Source organism: Oerskovia douganii (genome assembly GCF_015142735.1).
Classification (GTDB): Bacteria; Actinomycetota; Actinomycetes; order Actinomycetales; family Cellulomonadaceae; genus Oerskovia; species Oerskovia douganii.
Map to the genome: position 1 here is coordinate 56,925 of NZ_JACSPN010000001.1, position 16,428 is coordinate 73,352.

General features: G+C 73.7%; 10 protein-coding genes. 7 read left to right on the plus strand and 3 right to left on the minus strand.

Translation table 11 applies throughout. From position 1 onward, the window contains the following. Positions 1–38: 38 nt before the first annotated feature. The 3 genes from H9623_RS00240 to H9623_RS00250 are packed head-to-tail and all read left to right on the plus strand — an operon-like array spanning position 39 to position 6,057. Positions 39–1,838: a DUF3375 domain-containing protein gene (locus H9623_RS00240; RefSeq protein WP_193718089.1), complete on the plus strand. Its 1,800-nt coding sequence runs from the start codon at positions 39–41 to the stop codon at positions 1,836–1,838. Continuing rightward, a complete protein-coding gene (locus H9623_RS00245) occupies positions 1,835–2,572 on the plus strand; it encodes a DUF4194 domain-containing protein (RefSeq protein ID WP_193718090.1) in 738 nt (245 codons plus the stop codon). Before H9623_RS00240 ends, H9623_RS00245 begins: the two co-directional genes overlap by 4 nt. Further along, positions 2,572–6,057, plus strand: coding sequence for an ATP-binding protein (locus tag H9623_RS00250; RefSeq protein ID WP_193718091.1), 3,486 nt, complete (start codon positions 2,572–2,574; stop codon positions 6,055–6,057). Before H9623_RS00245 ends, H9623_RS00250 begins: the two co-directional genes overlap by 1 nt. A gap of 77 nt (positions 6,058–6,134) precedes the next feature. Here the strand turns inward: H9623_RS00250 and H9623_RS19170 are convergent, their stop codons facing one another. Then, positions 6,135–8,036, minus strand: a complete 1,902-nt coding sequence (locus H9623_RS19170; RefSeq protein WP_321575178.1) for a sensor histidine kinase — start codon at positions 8,034–8,036, stop codon at positions 6,135–6,137. A 3-nt stretch (positions 8,037–8,039) separates the two neighbouring features. Beyond that, on the minus strand, positions 8,040–8,867 hold the full coding sequence (locus H9623_RS00260) for a response regulator transcription factor (RefSeq protein ID WP_321575179.1): 828 nt from the start codon (positions 8,865–8,867) through the stop codon (positions 8,040–8,042). A 225-nt stretch (positions 8,868–9,092) separates the two neighbouring features. On the opposite strand from H9623_RS00260, the gene H9623_RS00265 reads away from it, so the two are divergent. After that, the gene (locus H9623_RS00265) at positions 9,093–10,094 is read left to right on the plus strand and encodes a phosphatase PAP2 family protein (RefSeq protein ID WP_321575180.1); all 1,002 of its coding nucleotides are present in this window, start codon (positions 9,093–9,095) and stop codon (positions 10,092–10,094) included. Positions 10,095–10,286: 192 nt separating this feature from the next. After that, positions 10,287–13,124, plus strand: coding sequence for a type I DNA topoisomerase (topA, locus tag H9623_RS00270; RefSeq protein WP_193718092.1), 2,838 nt, complete (start codon positions 10,287–10,289; stop codon positions 13,122–13,124). A 95-nt stretch (positions 13,125–13,219) separates the two neighbouring features. Here the strand turns inward: topA and H9623_RS00275 are convergent, their stop codons facing one another. Then, positions 13,220–14,365, minus strand: a complete 1,146-nt coding sequence (locus tag H9623_RS00275; RefSeq protein WP_193718093.1) for a glycerol dehydrogenase — start codon at positions 14,363–14,365, stop codon at positions 13,220–13,222. Between the two features lie 155 nt (positions 14,366–14,520). On the opposite strand from H9623_RS00275, the gene H9623_RS00280 reads away from it, so the two are divergent. Both H9623_RS00280 and H9623_RS00285 read left to right on the plus strand, forming a co-directional pair. Further along, on the plus strand, positions 14,521–15,048 hold the full coding sequence (locus tag H9623_RS00280; protein WP_193718094.1) for a MarR family winged helix-turn-helix transcriptional regulator: 528 nt from the start codon (positions 14,521–14,523) through the stop codon (positions 15,046–15,048). A 1-nt stretch (position 15,049) separates the two neighbouring features. Next, complete coding sequence (locus tag H9623_RS00285; RefSeq protein ID WP_193718095.1) at positions 15,050–16,399, plus strand: MFS transporter; 1,350 nt, start codon at positions 15,050–15,052, stop codon at positions 16,397–16,399. The last annotated feature ends 29 nt before the right edge of the window (positions 16,400–16,428 follow it).

The window sequence follows — 16,428 nt, forward strand, 5'->3', positions numbered from 1 at the left end:
GGTCGGCACCGAGAACAGACACGCACGAGAGGGCCTGAGTGCAGCACGACGACATCGACGCCCTGCGGCGCACCCCCGCCTGGCGCCTCCTGCGCTCGGACAACGCCCCGCTCGCGCTGAGCTTCCTCGGCACGGTCTTCGTCGAGCAGAACGTCCGCTCGATCGGCGAGGCCGAGCTGGTCTCGCTCCTCGACGACGCGCTGTACGCGATCGACGGCCCCGTGCCTGCGCGCGCGCAGCACCGGCCTGCGGCCGACGGGGACGTGCCCGCGGCGGGGGGCGACGCCGTCGGGCCGCAGGGGAGCGACGCCGTCGGGCCGCAGGGGGGCGACCCGGGTACGGAGCCCCGCAGGTATCCCCGCTCGCCCAAGGCCTACCTCGACCACTGGTCCGCGCCCGAGCAGGGCTGGCTGCGCAAGTTCTACCCGACGGGCTCGGAGGAGGCGCACTACGACGCGACCCCCGCGGTCGAGAAGGCCGTCTCGTGGGTCTCCGCGCTGCGCGAGCGCAGCTTCGTGGGCACCGAGTCGCGCCTCAACACGGTCTTCGAGCTGCTGCGCCAGCTCACCGTCGGCACCGAGTCCGACGCCGACGCGCGACTGCGTGAGCTCGAGGCGCGGCGGGCGCGGATCGACGAGGAGATCGAGCGCGTGCGCGCTGGCCAGCTCTCGCTGCTCGACGCCGCCGCCCAGCGCGACCGCTACCAGCAGCTCACGGGGACGGCCGCCGACCTGCTCGCCGACTTCCGCGAGGTCGAGGCGAACTTCCGGAACCTCGACCGGGAGATGCGCGAGCGCATCACGGGCTGGGACGGCGCCAAGGGGGACCTGCTGGACGCGGTCGTCGGGAGCAGGTCCGCGATCGCGGACTCGGACCAGGGTCGCAGCTTCCACGCGTTCTACGACTTCCTCCTGGACCGCCAGCGCCAGGAGGAGTTCGCCGGGCTCGTCGAGAAGGTCCAGGCGCTGCCCGCGCTCGAGGAGCAGGTCGGGGACGACGGCGAGGCCGCCCCCGGCATCACCGGTCGCGCTGCCGGGCGCCGCCTGCGCCGCATCCACTACGACTGGCTCGACGCGGGCGAGCGCACGCAGTCGACCGTGCGCGTCCTGTCCGAGCAGCTCCGCCGCTTCCTCGACGACCAGGTGTGGCTCGAGAACCGGCGCGTGATCGACGTCCTGCGCAGCATCGAGTCGCGCGCCCTCGCGCTGCGCGACGCGCCGGACCGCCTGCGCCTGGGGGCCGCCGAGACCGGGCCGCTCGCGACGACCGTGGACGCGACCTCGGTCGACGTGCACCTGCCGACCGAGCGCCCCCTGTACCGGCCCCAGCACCAGGAGCCGCTCGCGAGCGAGGGCGTGACCGCGGGCGTCGCGGACTTCGACGCGTCGGCCCTGTTCACGCAGGTCCACGTGGACCCCGAGCGGCTGAGCCGCACGGTCCGCGACGCCCTGCGCCGCCGGGGCCAGGTCTCGCTCGCGCAGCTCGTCGAGGAGAACCCCCTCGAGCAGGGGCTCGCGGAGCTCGTGACGTACCTGTCGCTCGACGACCCGCGCTTCGCCGTCGTGCACGACCCCGCGCACACCGACGAGGTGCGGTGGGTCGTCGACGCGCCCGACTCCCCGGACGCCGCGGCCGTGGACGAGGACGGGTACCCCGTGCGGCCCGCCGGACCGCGCGTGCGCGTCGCCCGCGTCCCGCGCGTGACGTTCGCCCGCACGGGCGCCAAGGACCTCGCGGGCGCGGTCGCGCGCTCTCTCGCGCAGGCCCCGCCCGGCACGACCGACCAGCCGTCCCCCCAGCCGTCCCCCCAGCCGTCTCCCCAGGAGGGAACCCCGTGAGCCAGCAGCCCGTCCGGACCGAACGCCCCGGGCAGCCCGGGGGGCAGAGCCCCGAGCTCTCGCTCGTCGTGACGTCTCTCGTCAAGGGCGTCGTCTACCGCGAGGCGGGCACGCGCACGTGGCGCGACCTGCTCGCGCTCGAGGCGCAGGCGCGGGACTTCGTCGCGACGCTCGGCCTGGAGATCGTGATCGACGAGTCCGAGGGGTACGCGTACCTGCGTGCGCAGCCCGAGGACGAGCACGACGGCACGTTCATCCCACGCCTCGTCGCACGCCGTGAGCTGTCGTTCGACGTGAGCCTGCTGCTCGCGCTGCTGCGCAAGCGGCTCGCGCAGTTCGACTCCGAGGGCGGCGACACGCGCCTGGTCCTGACACGCGACGAGATCGTGGACCTCGTCAAGGTCTTCCTGCCCGGGTCCAGCAACGAGGCCCGTGCGCGCGACCGCGTCGAGGCCAACGTGCGGCGCGTCGTCGAGCTGGGCTTCCTGCGCCCCGTGCCCGACACCCCGGACACGTACGAGGTGCGGCGCATCCTCAAGGCGTTCGTCGACGGCCAGTGGCTCGCGGACTTCGACGCACGCCTCGGGGAGTACGCGGCCGAGCTGGCGTCGCGCGACGGCGGCGCCCTGGTCGGTGCCGAGCAGGCCGGCGTGGCGCGTGACGGCGACGAGAGCAACCACGGACACCCGGTCGGCAGCGGCGACGGACCCGGCACCGAGAGGGAGGACGTCTGATGGCCGAGGCACTGTTCAGCGCGGTCGAGCTGCACGACGCGGCAGCGGACCTGGACCAGCGGTCGGGCTACCGCCTCGACCGGCTCGAGGTCCTCAACTGGGGCACGTTCGACAAGTACGCGTGGAGCTTCGAGCTCGAGGGCCGCAACGCGCTGCTCACGGGAGACATCGGCTCGGGCAAGTCGACCATCGTCGACGCCATCACGACGCTCCTGCTCCCCGCGAACCGCATCAGCTACAACAAGGCGGCCGGCGCGGACACGCGCGAGCGCACGCTGCGCTCCTACGTGGCCGGGCACTACAAGTCCGAGCGCAACGAGGTCACGGGCGCGTCGCGGCACGTGGGTCTGCGGCGCGGCCACACCTACTCGGTCATCCTGGGCGAGTTCGCCAACCGCGGGTTCGACTCCCGCGCCGTGCTGGCGCAGGTGTTCTGGCTCAAGGACGGGGCGCAGGGGCAGCCCGAGCGCTTCTACGTCACGAGCACCTCGCCCATGACGATCGCCGACGACTTCGCGGGCTTCGACGGGGACATCAACGTCCTGCGCCGCCGCCTGCGGGAGTCGGGAGCGCAGATCCGCGACCACTTCCCGGAGTACGGGCGCGACTTCCGGCGCTTGCTCGGCATCGAGTCCGAGCAGGCCATGGAGCTGTTCCACCAGACGGTGTCCATGAAGTCGGTGGGCGACCTCAACGAGTTCGTGCGCGAGCACATGCTCGAGCCGTTCGACGCGGCGCGCTGGACCGAGAAGCTCGTCGCGCACTTCGACGACCTCACGAGCGCGCACGACGCCGTGGTCAAGGCCCGCGCGCAGATCGACCAGCTCGCGCCCCTGCTCGCCGACGCCGACGCCTACGACGCCGCCGGGGAGCAGGTCCGGACCCTGGCAGCCCAGCGCGAGGCGCTGCGCGGCTTCACCGCGGGCCGGCGCGTCGACGCGCTCGACGTGCGGATCGGCGAGCTCGAGGCGTCGACCGCGGCCCGCGCCGACGGCCTGGACCGCCTCAAGGAGGAGCTCGCGCTGCTCGACGCCGAGCGCCAGCGCCTCGAGGTCGAGCGTGCCGGGCACGGCGGTGACCGGCTCGCGCAGATCGAGGGCGAGGTCGCGCGCCGTGAGGTCGAGCGTGCCGAACGCCGGGCCAAGGCCGACGAGTACGCGCGCTACCTGGTGGCTGCGGGCCTCGAGCCCGTGGCGTCGCGCGACGAGTTCACGGCCCTGCGCGAGCGCGCGGCCGACCTCCAGTCCGCGGCCCAGGACGTCCTCGGCGAGATCGAGGGCCGGGCCGGAGAGGTCGCGGCCGAGCTGCGCGCGGTCGAGGCCGAGGCCCGCGAGATCAACGCCGAGCTGCGGTCGTTGGCCGACCGCGAGTCCAACCTGCCCCGCGCGAGCCTGGACCTGCGTGCCCGCCTGTGCTCCGACGTCGGGCTCACGGACGCGGACCTGCCGTTCGCGGGCGAGCTCGTCGGGGTGCGCGCCGAGCACGCCGAGTGGGAGGGGGCGGCCGAGCGCGTGCTGCGAGGCTTCGCGCTCTCGCTGCTCGTCCCCGCCCAGCACTACGACGCCGTCTCGGCCTGGATCAACTCGCACGACCTGGGCTCCAAGCTCGTCTACCACCGCGTGCCCGCGCCCGCCGGGGGCCGCTCCGGGACGGCGCGCGGCGGCGTCGGGAAGGTCGCGAGCCGGGACGACGGGCCGCTCCTCGCGGACCTGCTCGAGGTCAAGGACGGCGAGCTCGCGACCTGGCTGAGCGACGAGCTCGAACGCCGCGCCGACTACGTGTGCGCGGACACGCTCGCCGACTTCCAGCGCGCACCGCGCGCCGTGACGCGCGAGGGCCAGGTCAAGCACTCGGCCAGCCACCACGAGAAGGACGACCGCCGCGCGGTCCGCGACCGCAGCGCCTACGTCCTGGGCTGGAGCAACCAGGCCAAGATCGACGCGCTGCTCGAGGAGGCCACCGACGTCGCGACGCGGCGGACGGCCCTGGAGGAGCGGCGCGACGAGGTCGGTCGGGAGAAGAACGCGGCGATCTCGCGCTCGGGAGCACTCAACCGGCTCGACGTGTTCCGCGAGTGGCGCGAGCTCGACTGGGAGGAGCCCGTGCGCGCGATCGCCGAGCTCCACGAGGAGAAGCGGCGCATCGAGGGCGCGTCGACCGAGCTCAGCCGCATCGCCGACCAGCTCCGCGACCTCGCGCGCCGCGCCGCGGGCATCGCGTCCGAGCGCGACGCGCTGCTGTCGGCGGCGGGCGCCGACAAGCACGCGCTCGACAGCGCACGCACGCAGCGTGACCGGTCGGCGCGCGTCCTGACCGAGCAGGGGCCGCTCGACGCGGGGCTGGTCGACGAGCTCGCCCGGCTGTTCGACGCGGAGGCAGCGGTACAGGCCGCCGCGCAGGGCACGTCGGCGTCGGACGGGCCCCGCGACGTCGAGCCCGACGCGGTGGAGAGCGCCCTGCGGACACGGCTCACGGCACAGGTCGAGGAGGCACAGGCCCGCCAGGGCCAGCTCGGCACGCGCATCGCGGCCCAGATGACGGCGTTCCGGGCGGCGTACCCGGTCGAGACCACGGAGCTCGACAACGACGTGCGCTCGGCCCCGGAGTACCGGGCGCTGCACGAGCGGCTCACGCGCGACGACCTGCCGCGCTTCGAGGTCGACTTCAAGACGTACCTGAACACCAACACGATCCGCGACATCGCGGGCTTCCACGCCGAGCTGTCCAAGCAGGCCGACCTCATCCGCGAGCGCGTCGAGATCATCAACGACTCGCTGCGCGCGATCGACTACAACCCGGGGCGGTACATCCGCCTGGAGATGGCGCCCACGCCCAACACCGAGGTGCGCGAGTTCCGCGCGGACCTGCGGGCGTGCACCGACGGCGTCCTGGGGCTGGACCTCGAGGGTCGCCGCGACGAGGACACGGGCGAGGAGACGGTCGCGTACTACTCGGAGGAGCGGTTCCTGCGGGTCAAGGCGATCGTCGAGCGGTTCCGCGGCCGCGAGGGGCAGGCCGAGGCCGACGAGGCGTGGAAGCGTCGCGTGACCGACGTGCGGAGCTGGTTCGTGCTGTCGGCCTCCGAGCGGTCGCGCGAGGACGACGTCGAGCACGAGCACTACTCCGACTCGGGCGGGAAGTCCGGTGGTCAGAAGGAGAAGCTCGCCTACACGATCCTCGCGGCCTCGCTCGCGTACCAGTTCAAGCTCGACTGGGGCGCGGTGCGGTCCAAGGCGTTCCGGTTCGTGGTGATCGACGAGGCGTTCGGTCGCGGGTCGGACGAGTCGACGCGGTTCGCGCTCGAGCTGTTCAAGAGCCTGGGTCTCCAGCTGCTCATCGTGACGCCGCTGCAGAAGATCCACGTGATCGAGCCGTACATCTCGGCCGTGGGGTACGTCGACAACCCGACGGGCCGCAACTCCAGGTTGCGGACGCTCACGATCGAGGAGTACCAGGCCGAGAAGGAGGCGCACGCGGCGCTCTGAGCCGCTCGTCCCGGTGCCGAGAACGGGGTTGAGGTCGCCATCCGACGAATGGCGACCTCAACCCCGTTCTCGACCGGCTACGGGACGACGTTCCGCGGCAGCCGCACCTCGAACGTCGTGCCCGACGTCGGAGCGCGCCCCGCGTCGTCGGCCCCCGGTCGGGTCGCGCTCGGCCGGGCGAGGTCTGCCGCGGTCGCGTCCCGCACGGAGATCTCGCCCCCGTGCGCCTGGACGACGGCCTGCGCGATCGCGAGACCCAGCCCGGTCGAGCCGCCGACCCGGTTGCGCGCAGAGTCGCCCCGGCTGAACCGCTGGAAGAGCGAGGGGCGCAGCGAGGCCGGGATCCCGGGACCGTCGTCGGTCACGGAGATGACCACGTGGTCGTCGCCGTCGGGCCGGATGCCCACGACCACGCGCGTGCCGGGCGGGGTGTGGACGCGGGCGTTGCCCAGCAGGTTCGCGAACACCTGGCGCAGGCGCGCCTCGTCGCCCACGACCGTGACGTCGGGGATGTCGAACGCGTCGTCCCCGTCGGCCCACAGGGCGTCCCCCTCGGCGAGGATGCCGCCGCCGTCGAGCGTCAGCGTGTCGCCGCCGGCGCGGGGCCGGTCGCCGGGGCCGGGCTCGTCACGCTCGTCGTCGCCCGCGGTGGGCTCCGTGCCGTGCGGCGGGCCGTCGTCGGGGAGCACAGGCTCGTCGCTCGCGGCGAGCGGCAGGTCGAGCTCCCACACGTGGTCGCGGCTGGCCGCGTGCGCGTCCGCGACCGCGTCGATCGCGAGGGCCGCGAGGTCCACGGGCTCGCGGTCGAGCGGGCGCCCTGCGTCGAGCCGTGCGAGGAGCAGCAGGTCCTCGACGAGCTCGCCCATGCGCACGGCCTCGGACTCGATGCGGTCGAGGGCGCGCAGGGTGTCGGGCGGGACCTGGTCGGGGGACCGGCGGACCAGCTCGGAGTACCCGCGGATCGAGGCGAGGGGGGTGCGCAGCTCGTGGCTCGCGTCGGCGACGAACTGTCGGACCTGGGTCTCGGACTCGTGCCGGGCGGTGAGCGACGCCTCGACGTGGTCGAGCATGCGGTTGAGCGCCGCACCGACCTGCCCGACCTCGGTCCGCTCGTCGGTGAACTGCTCGTCGACGCGGGGGATCTCCTCGACCTCACCGCGGTCGAGCGGCAGCTCGGACACGTGCACGGCTGCGTCGGCGAGCGAGTCGAGGGGCCGCAGCGAGCGTCGGACGAGCCACGTCCCGAGCACGCTCGCGAGCGCGATCCCGATGCCCGCGAGCACCACCTCGACCAGGAGGTAGCCCTCGAGGGTCTGCGTGACCGACGCGGTGCTCATGGCGGTGATCGACGGCTCGCCGTGCTGGGTCGTCGTGGAGATGGCGCGGAACGTCCCGAGGTCGGTGACCTCGACGTCGTGCGGGCGCCCGTCCGCGGGCACGGACTCGAGGTCGGCGATCTGCGCGGCGTCGAGCTCGCGGCGGTCGCCCAGGTCGTCGACGTACCCCGCGAACTGGACCTCGCCGTCGTCGTAGACGACGTTGATGGTCCCGGCGCCCTGCCCCGGGGGCAGGGGGCTCTGGTACTCGGTGCCCGACGGCGGAGCACCGGTCGGGGACGTCCCGGCGCCGGGGTCTTGGGCGGAGCCGTCCGACGACGTGCCGGGGTCTGCCGGGTCGGCGGTGCCGTCGGTCTGCCCGCTGCCGTCGCCCGAGGTGCCGCCGGTCGTGGCGTCGGGGGTGCCGTCCGACGTCCCGGGCGGCGCGACCCCGCCGGGTCGGTCGAACGGTCCGCGCTCGGCGCGTTCGCTGGCCTGGGTCAGCTCCTGGTCGAGCTTGTCGACCAGGCTCGTGCGCAGCGCGAGCGTCGAGGACACGGCGAGCGCGACGCTGAGCACGAGCAGGATCCCGACGAGGACGACGACGAGCTGTCGGCGCAGGGTCCGCGGGCGGGCGGTGAGCGACGTCCGGGGTGAGGTCACGCGTCAGGCCTTCGCGGCGCCGTCGGGCGTGCTGCCCGCCGACCCTGTGCCGCCCGCGGGCGCGGAAGCCCCCTCGGCGGGCTTGATGACGTACCCGACGCCGCGCAGCGTGTGGATCATGGGCGCGCGCCCCTTGTCGATCTTGCGGCGCAGGTAGGAGATGTAGAGCTCGACGATGTTGGCCTGCCCGCGGAAGTCGTAGTTCCAGACGCGGTCGAGGATCTGCGCCTTGGACATGACGCGGCGCGCGTTGCGCATGAGGTAGCGCAGGAGCTCGAACTCGGTCGCCGACAGGTGGATGGGGTCTCCGCCGCGGAACACCTCGTGCGAGTCCTCGTCGAGGACCAGGTCGCCCACGACGACGGTCGAGTCCTCGCGCCGCGCGGTCGCGCCGCCCCGGCGCATGAGGCCGCGCAGGCGGGCCACGACCTCCTCGAGGCTGAACGGCTTGGTCACGTAGTCGTCGCCGCCCGCGGTCAGCCCGGCGACGCGGTCCTCGACGGTGTCGCGGGCCGTGAGGAACAGGACCGGGACGTCGGGGGAGGTGGCGCGGATGCGGCGCAGGACGGACAGGCCGTCGAGGTCGGGGAGCATGACGTCGAGCACGATCACGTCGGGTCCGACCTCGCGGGCCGTGCGGATCGCGGACTGGCCGTCGAGGGCCGTCGAGACGTCCCACCCCTCGTAGCGCAGCGCGGAGGTGAGGAGCTCGGCGAGGTTGGGCTCGTCGTCGACCACGAGGACGCGCACGGGGGAGCCGTCGGCCCGGGTCAGGCGCTCGGGGGCGCGCGGGGAGACGAGCGGTTCCGTGGGCGCGGGGGTCGTGGTCATGCGTCCATGGTGCGCGCGGTGGCTTCGCGGCGCCTGTGGCGATCCTATGAATCGCCTGTGAGGGGCGAGGCCGGGCCCTCGAGCGGGTGCCCGTCCCGGCCACGCTGCGGGCACGGGAAGGTGCCGACCGAGCTGCGCGGATGACGCGAGGACCACCCACCGCCACGCGCTGACCTGCCCGTTCTCTTCGCCGGATCCCCACACGCCGTGACCTACGGTGGACGGGTGACTTCTCCTCCCGCCGCGTCGCCCCCGCCGCACGTCCGGCCACCCGCCTCGCCGCGAGGCGCAGCCGGTGGTCCCCGGCACTCGCCGGACCTCGGGGCGACGAACGTGGGAGCCAGGGTCGCGGCGAGCGTCACGGCCCTCGTCTCCGCGGTCCTGGTGTGGCAGGTCTGGCGCTACTTCGTCGCGACCGAGCAGGGCCAGCACCTGGACCAGGCGGCGCTGCGCGGCTCCGACTACGGGCGGGGCACGCTGTGGGCGGTCGCGGAGCCCGTGCTCGACGTCGTCTCGGTGAGCTTCGTCGTGCTGGGCCTGGGGATCGCGATGGGCATCGCGCTGCTGCGGCGGCGCTGGGGGCTCGCCGTCCAGGTGGCGTTCGTCGTGGTCGGGTCCAACATCACGACGCAGTTCCTCAAGAAGGCCGTGCTCGACCGGCCGGACCTGATCGGCGGCTGGGGCGTGGGGAACACGCTGCCCAGCGGGCACACCACGGTCGCGGCGTCGGTCGCGGTCGCGCTGCTCCTCGCCGTCCCGCGGGCCGCGCGCCCGGCCGTGGCGGTGCTCGGCGGGACGTACACGGTCGCGACGGGCGTCTCGACCCTGGTCGGGCACTGGCACCGGCCGAGCGACGTGGTCGCGGCGGTCCTCGTCGTGACGGCCTGGGCCGCGCTCGCCCTCGCGCTCACGCCGTCCAGCGCGCTCGACGAGCTGCCCGCCGGGCGGGGGAGCGGGTACCCGGGGTCGGTCGTCCTGGCCGTCCTCATGATCCTCGGCGGCGCCGCGGCCGCGCTCGGGGCGGCGTGGTGCCTGCGCGAGGTGCACCCCGCGAGCTGGGACATGACGGACGTCGCGGAGACCACGGCCTACGTGGGCGGCGCGCTGGGAGTCGTCGCCGTGACGTCGGTGTCGTTCGCGGTGCTGCTCCTGCTGAGGCAGGCCACGTCCCGGCCGGCACGGCTCGTCCACGGCCCGTCGACCCCGCGGGCCGTCCACAGCGGATAAGGTGCCGCCCGGCGCGAGTGGCGTAACGTCATAGGCTGCCGGTGGGAACAGGTCTGCGGGATCCAGGGCGCACGCCGTGCCCGACGCCCCGCGCACACGTCACACCTCTCGGCCGACCCGGTGATCTCTCGGCCCACCCGGGGACCGCCCCGGGCACGAGCCACAGTCAGCAGCAACGGAAAGCAGGAACGGATGTCCTCAGGTCGCAAGCTCGTCATCGTGGAGTCCCCCACGAAGGCACGCAAGATCCAGGGCTACCTCGGTGACGACTTCGAGGTGGAGTCGAGCGTGGGGCACATCCGCGACCTCCCGCAGCCGTCCGAGCTGCCCGCGGACATGAAGAAGGGCCCGTTCGGCAAGTTCGCGGTCAACGTCGACGAGGGCTTCGAGCCGTACTACGAGGTCTACGCGGACAAGAGGAAGAAGGTCGCGGAGCTCAAGCGCGCCCTGAAGAACGCCGACGAGCTCTACCTCGCGACCGACGAGGACCGCGAGGGCGAGGCCATCGCGTGGCACCTGCTCGAGGAGCTCAAGCCCAAGGTGCCCGTGCACCGCATGGTCTTCCACGAGATCACGCGCGAGGCGATCGAGCGGGCTCTGGAGAACACGCGCGACCTCGACGAGCACCTGGTCGACGCGCAGGAGACGCGCCGCATCCTCGACCGCCTCTACGGCTACGAGGTCTCGCCGGTGCTGTGGCGCAAGGTCCGCCAGGGCCTGTCCGCAGGCCGTGTCCAGTCGGTCGCGACCCGGCTGGTCGTCGAGCGTGAGCGCGAGCGCATGGCGTTCGTCCCGGCCGAGTACTGGGACGTGTCCGGTACGTTCTCGCTCGCCGACAAGGGGGCGCAGGACGCCGACAAGGGCTTCGACGCGCGCCTGGTCCAGCTCGGCGGCAAGCGCGTGGCCTCGGGCCGCGACTTCGACGACCGCGGCCGGCTCAAGCCCGCCGCGGCCCGCGACGGCGCGGTCCAGCTCGACGAGCAGGTGGCGTCGGCCGTGGTCGGTGGGCTCGAGGGGGCCGACTTCGCGGTCCGCAGCCTCGAGACCAAGCCGTACACGCGTCGCCCCGCGGCGCCGTTCACGACCTCGACCCTCCAGCAGGAGGCGAGCCGCAAGCTCCGCTTCAACTCGCGGCAGACCATGCGCACCGCGCAGGCGCTGTACGAGAACGGGTACATCACCTACATGCGTACGGACTCCCCGTCGCTGTCGGCCGAGGCCACGGACGCCGCGCGCCGCCAGGCCGCGGAGCTGTACGGGCCGGAGTTCGTGCCCGGCTCGCCGCGCGTGTACGCCTCGAAGTCGAAGGGCGCCCAGGAGGCCCACGAGGCCATCCGCCCCGCGGGCGACTCGTTCCGCACCCCGGCCCAGGTGGCCCGGGAGATCAGCGGCGACCAGTTCAAGCTGTACGAGCTCATCTGGAAGCGCACGGTCGCCTCGCAGATGGCGGACGCCAAGGGCTCGACGGCGTCGGTCCGGCTGGCGGCCCCCGTCCGCCTCCAGGCCGTGGCACCGCTGGCCGGGACGACGTACGAGCCGGGCGGCCCGGCCCCCGAGGCCGTGTTCGCGGCATCCGGCACGGTCATCACGTTCCGCGGCTTCCTCGCCGCGTACGAGGAAGGCACCGACGACGCGAGCGAGTCCGCCGAGGGCGCGCCCGCGAAGTCGGGGCGTCGTCGCAACGACGAGGACGCCCGCCTGCCGCAGATGGCCGAGGGCGACCTGCTCCACGGCCGTGACCTCACGGCCGACGGGCACTCGACGTCGGCACCGCCGCGCTACACGGAGGCCAGTCTCATCAAGGCTCTCGAGGAGCGCGGGATCGGCCGCCCGTCCACCTACGCGTCGACGATCTCGACCATCCAGGACCGCGGCTACGTGCTGCCGCGCGGCCAGGCGCTCGTCCCGAGCTGGGTCGCGTTCGCCGTGATCCGCCTGCTCGAGGAGCACTTCGAGTGGCTCATCGACTACGACTTCACCGCGGAGATGGAGGCGGACCTCGACGCGATCGCGGCGGGCGACAAGGACCGCGTCGCGTGGCTGACCCGGTTCTACTTCGGTGACGGCACGGGCCGCGAGGAGGGCGAGGGGCTGCGTCAGCTCGTCGACGACCTGGGCGAGATCGACGCGCGGGACATCAACTCGGTGCCGATCGGCGAGGGCATCCAGCTCCGGGTGGGGCGCTACGGACCCTACGTCGAGGATCTCTCGGTGCCGGTGAAGGAGGGGGAGAACCCTCCGCGCGCCTCGGTCCCGGACGACCTCGCCCCCGACGAGCTCACGGTCGAGAAGGCGCGCGAGCTCCTCGCCGCGGGGGCCGACGACGGCCGGATCCTGGGGACGGACCCCGGGTCGGGGCACCCGATCGTGGCCCGTGCGGGACGCTACGGCCCCTACGTGACCGAGCAGCTCCCCGAACCCACGTTCGACGAGGGGCTCTCGGCGGCCGCCCTCAAGAAGGCCAAGGCCGCGCTGCCCAAGCCGCGCACGGCGTCGCTCCTCAAGACCATGTCGCTCGAGTCGGTGACGCTCGAGGACGCGCTGCGCCTGCTGTCCCTGCCGCGCGTCGTGGGCACGGACCCGGAGACGGGCGTCGAGATCACCGCGCAGAACGGCCGCTACGGTCCGTACCTCAAGAAGGGCACGGACTCGCGCACCCTCCCGTCGGAGGAGGCCATGTTCACGGTGACGCTCGAGGAGGCGCTCGAGCTGTACAAGCAGCCCAAGCGCGGTCGTGGCACGACCGCCACGCCGCCGCTGCGCGAGCTGGGCGACGACCCGACGTCGGGCAAGCCCATCGTGATCAAGGACGGCCGCTTCGGCGCCTACGTGACCGACGGCGAGACCAACCGGACGCTGCCGCGCGACGTGACGCCCGAGTCGATCACGCCCGAGCAGGCCATCGAGCTCCTCGCGGAGAAGCGCGCGGCGGGCCCGGCGAAGAAGAAGGCCCCGGCCAAGAAGGCCCCCGCCAAGAAGCCCGCCGCGAAGAAGGCGCCGGCCAAGAAGGCGCCGGCCGAGAAGAAGTAGCGGTCGCTGCCCGGCGGACCGTGCCGGGCCCGCGCACGTCGAAGGCCCCGGCCTGCCCCTGGAGGGAGCAGGCCGGGGCCTCGACGTTCGCGTCCTCAGTGGTGCGTGTGCTTGACCGGCTCGGGCAGCCCGGCGTCCGCCCGGATCGAGCGCGACAGGCCCTCGATCGAGCGCAGCGCGTCGACGAGCTCGGGCACGCGGACCTCGAACGGCATGGCGTGGATGGTCTCTCCCGGTGCCGTCGCGGCCTCGGCCACCCGGCGCAGGTCGCCCACGTCGGCCGTCGTGAGCCCGATCTCGGTCAGCGTGTTGGGCAGCCCGACGCGCGTCGTGAACTCGACGAAGTCGCGGATCTCCTGCGACGGTGCGCCCTCGAGCACGAGCTGGGTCAGGGACCCGATGTTGACCTTCTGGCCGTGCGTGAGGCCGTGGGTCTGCGGCGCGGCCGTGAGCCCGTTGTGGATCGCGTGGGCCGCCGCGAGACCGCCCGACTCGAAGCCCAGCCCGGACAGGAGGGTGTTGGCCTCGACCACGGCGTCGACCGCGGGCGTGACCAGGTGCTCCTTGACGGCCTCGATCGCCGCGAGCGAGTTCTCCCACAGGATCTTCCACGAGAGCTCGGCGAGCGCGGTGCCCGTGATGAGCGGCAGTCCGCCCGCCATGGTCGTCTTGTGGGCCTGGGCCACGGCGCGCGCCTCGATCCAGGTGGCGAGCGCGTCACCGATGCCCGCGACGAGGAACCTGACCGGCGCGTCGGCCACGAGCTGGGTGTCGACGAGCACCAGGTCGGGGTTGTGCGGGAAGAACCGGTACTCCTCGAACGCGCCCTCGTCGGTGTAGATGACGGACAGGGCGGAGCACGGCGCGTCGGTCGATGCCACGGTCGGTACGGAGACCCAGCGGATCCCCTCGAGGTGCCCGGCGGCCTTGACGGCGTCGATCGTGCTGCCGCCCCCGATCCCGACGATCACGTCGGAGCCGGTCTCGCGGATGCGCCGGGCCAGCCGGTCGACCTCGGCCGCCGTCGCGTAGGTGCCGAAGCCCTCACGTGCTCGCGGCAGGTTCGCGGCCTGGAAGGACTCGGCGACGGTGTCCTGGACGATGTCCCAGACCACGTCGTCGGTGACGATCAGCGGCTTGGTGCCGATCGGGGCCACGAACTCACCGAGCCGGGACAGCGCGCCGCGCGACTGCACGTAGCGCAGGGGGCTGATGAGGGTGCGGATCGGGACCTCGGACATGGGGACCTCCTCGGGTAGGGACAGGGACGTCGCGGCCGCGCGTGGAGGATCGCTCCGGCGGACCGTCGACTCCTCGACGCTATGTCGAGGAGCGGTCCACCGCCTGTCGGAGCACTGCCTCGACAGATTTGTATGAGTGCTGTTATAACAGTGCTGTGACGTCCATCGACCCGACCGCCGTCCCCGGACGCTGGGACTCCCTGCACGCCCTGCTGCGCCGGCTCGACGACGAGATCGGCGCCGTCTACACCGACCGCGGGGTCGACGGCGTGCGACCGCGCTTCGTCTACCCGCTCATCCGACTCGCCCACACCGGGCCGCTGACCATCCGCGAGCTCGCCGCGTCGCTGGGCCGCACCCACTCGGCCATGAGCCAGACCGTCACCGCGATGCGCAGCGAAGGACTCGTGCAGACCGAGTCCGGCGAGGACGCCCGCACGCGCCGCGTCGCGCTCACCGACAAGGCTCGTGCGCTCGTCCCTCTCCTCGAGGCCGAGTGGCGCGCGACCGAGGAGTCGATCGCCGAGATCGACGACGAGCTGCCGTACGCGCTGAGCGCCGTCGTCGCCGACCTCGAACGCGTCCTCGCGAGCAGGTCCCTGCGCGCCCGGCTCGTCGAGCGGCTCGACGCCGCGGGCCACCCGGTGCAGACGCCCGGCGCGCCGGGACCCGAGACTCCCTGACGTGCGCGACGACCTCCTCGACCTGCGCCCGCTGCGCACCAGTGCCGCCTATCGCGACCTGTGGGCAGGCTCGGCCGTCGGCGGCCTCGGCTTCCAGGTGGCCACGGTCGCGGTGCTGCTGCAGGTGTGGGAGCTCACGCACAGCCCGGTGTGGACCGGTGCGATCGGCCTCGCGACCGCCGTGCCCCTCCTCGCCCTCGGCCTCGTCGGCGGGCACCTCGCCGACGTGCACGACCGCCGCACGATCATGCGCCTCGCGTCGGCCGGCCAGGTGCTCTCCGCGGTGGGCCTCGCCGCGCAGGCGCTCGCGGGCAACCGGTCCGTGTGGGTGCTGCTCGGTCTCGTGAGCCTCGGTGCGGCGTGCAACGCGCTGGGCTCGCCCGCGCGCCGGACGGTGCCGCCGCGCCTCCTGCCCGCCGACCAGGTCGCGGCCGGGCTCGCGCTGCAGAACCTCGCGTTCCAGGTCGCCATGCTCGTCGGGCCGGCGCTGGCAGGCCTCGTCGTCGCGCGCTGGGACCTCGCGGCCGCCTACGGCGTGCAGGTGGCGGCGGCCGTGGTCGCCCTGCTCGGGCTGGTGCGGCTGCCGCCGCTCCCGCCGGTGCCCACGCATCCCGCGTCGGACGCCGGCCCCGCACCTGCACCCGCGCCTGTGCCTGCACCCGTGCCTGCGCCCGTCGAGGTGCCGGGCGGCGGACCGGCGGACCACGGACGGCCCGGTCGTCGTCGGGCCGCGGCGGGCGGCTGGTCGATCGTCTGGAAGCGGCCGACCCTGCGGGGCTCGTTCGCGACGGACGTCGCGGCGACGGTGCTCGCGATGCCCGTCTCCTTGTTCCCGCTCGTCAACGAGATCCGGTTCGACGGCGACCCGCGGACCCTCGGTCTGTTCCTCTCGGCGGTCGCGGTGGGCGGGATCGGTGCCGGGCTGCTGTCCGGTGCGGTCACGCGCGCGCTGCGGTCGGGCGCGCTGCAGCTCGCCGCCGCCGCGACGTGGGGAGTCGCGCTCGCGGGCTTCGGGCTGGCCGGACCGCTGTGGCTCGCGCTCGCGTGCCTCGCGGTCGCGGGGGCGGCGGACACGGTGTCGGTCGTGACGCGCGGCGCGCTCGTCCAGCTCGAGACTCCCGACGAGTTCCGCGGCCGAGTGTCCTCGGTCGAGCACGTCGTGGGGGTCGCGGGCCCCGAGGTGGGCAACTTCCGCGGCGGGGTCCTCGCGTCGTTGACCTCGGCGCCCGTCGCCCTGGTGGCGGGCGGTCTCGCGGCGAGCGTCGCCGTCGGGCTGGTCGCGTGGCGCAACGTTCCCCTGCGTCGCTACCGGACCCCGGCCGTCACGCAGTCGCCCGTCGAGGCGCGGTAGCGACGTGGACGTGACGGCGCCCCGACGCG

Coding starts and splice junctions, on each gene's coding strand:
- topA (WP_193718092.1), top strand. CDS start 10,287: ATGTCCTCAGGTCGCAAGCTCGTCATCGTGGAGTCCCCCACGAAGGCA.
- H9623_RS00250 (WP_193718091.1), top strand. CDS start 2,572: ATGGCCGAGGCACTGTTCAGCGCGGTCGAGCTGCACGACGCGGCAGCG.
- H9623_RS00275 (WP_193718093.1), bottom strand. CDS start 14,365: ATGTCCGAGGTCCCGATCCGCACCCTCATCAGCCCCCTGCGCTACGTG.
- H9623_RS00260 (WP_321575179.1), bottom strand. CDS start 8,867: ATGACCACGACCCCCGCGCCCACGGAACCGCTCGTCTCCCCGCGCGCC.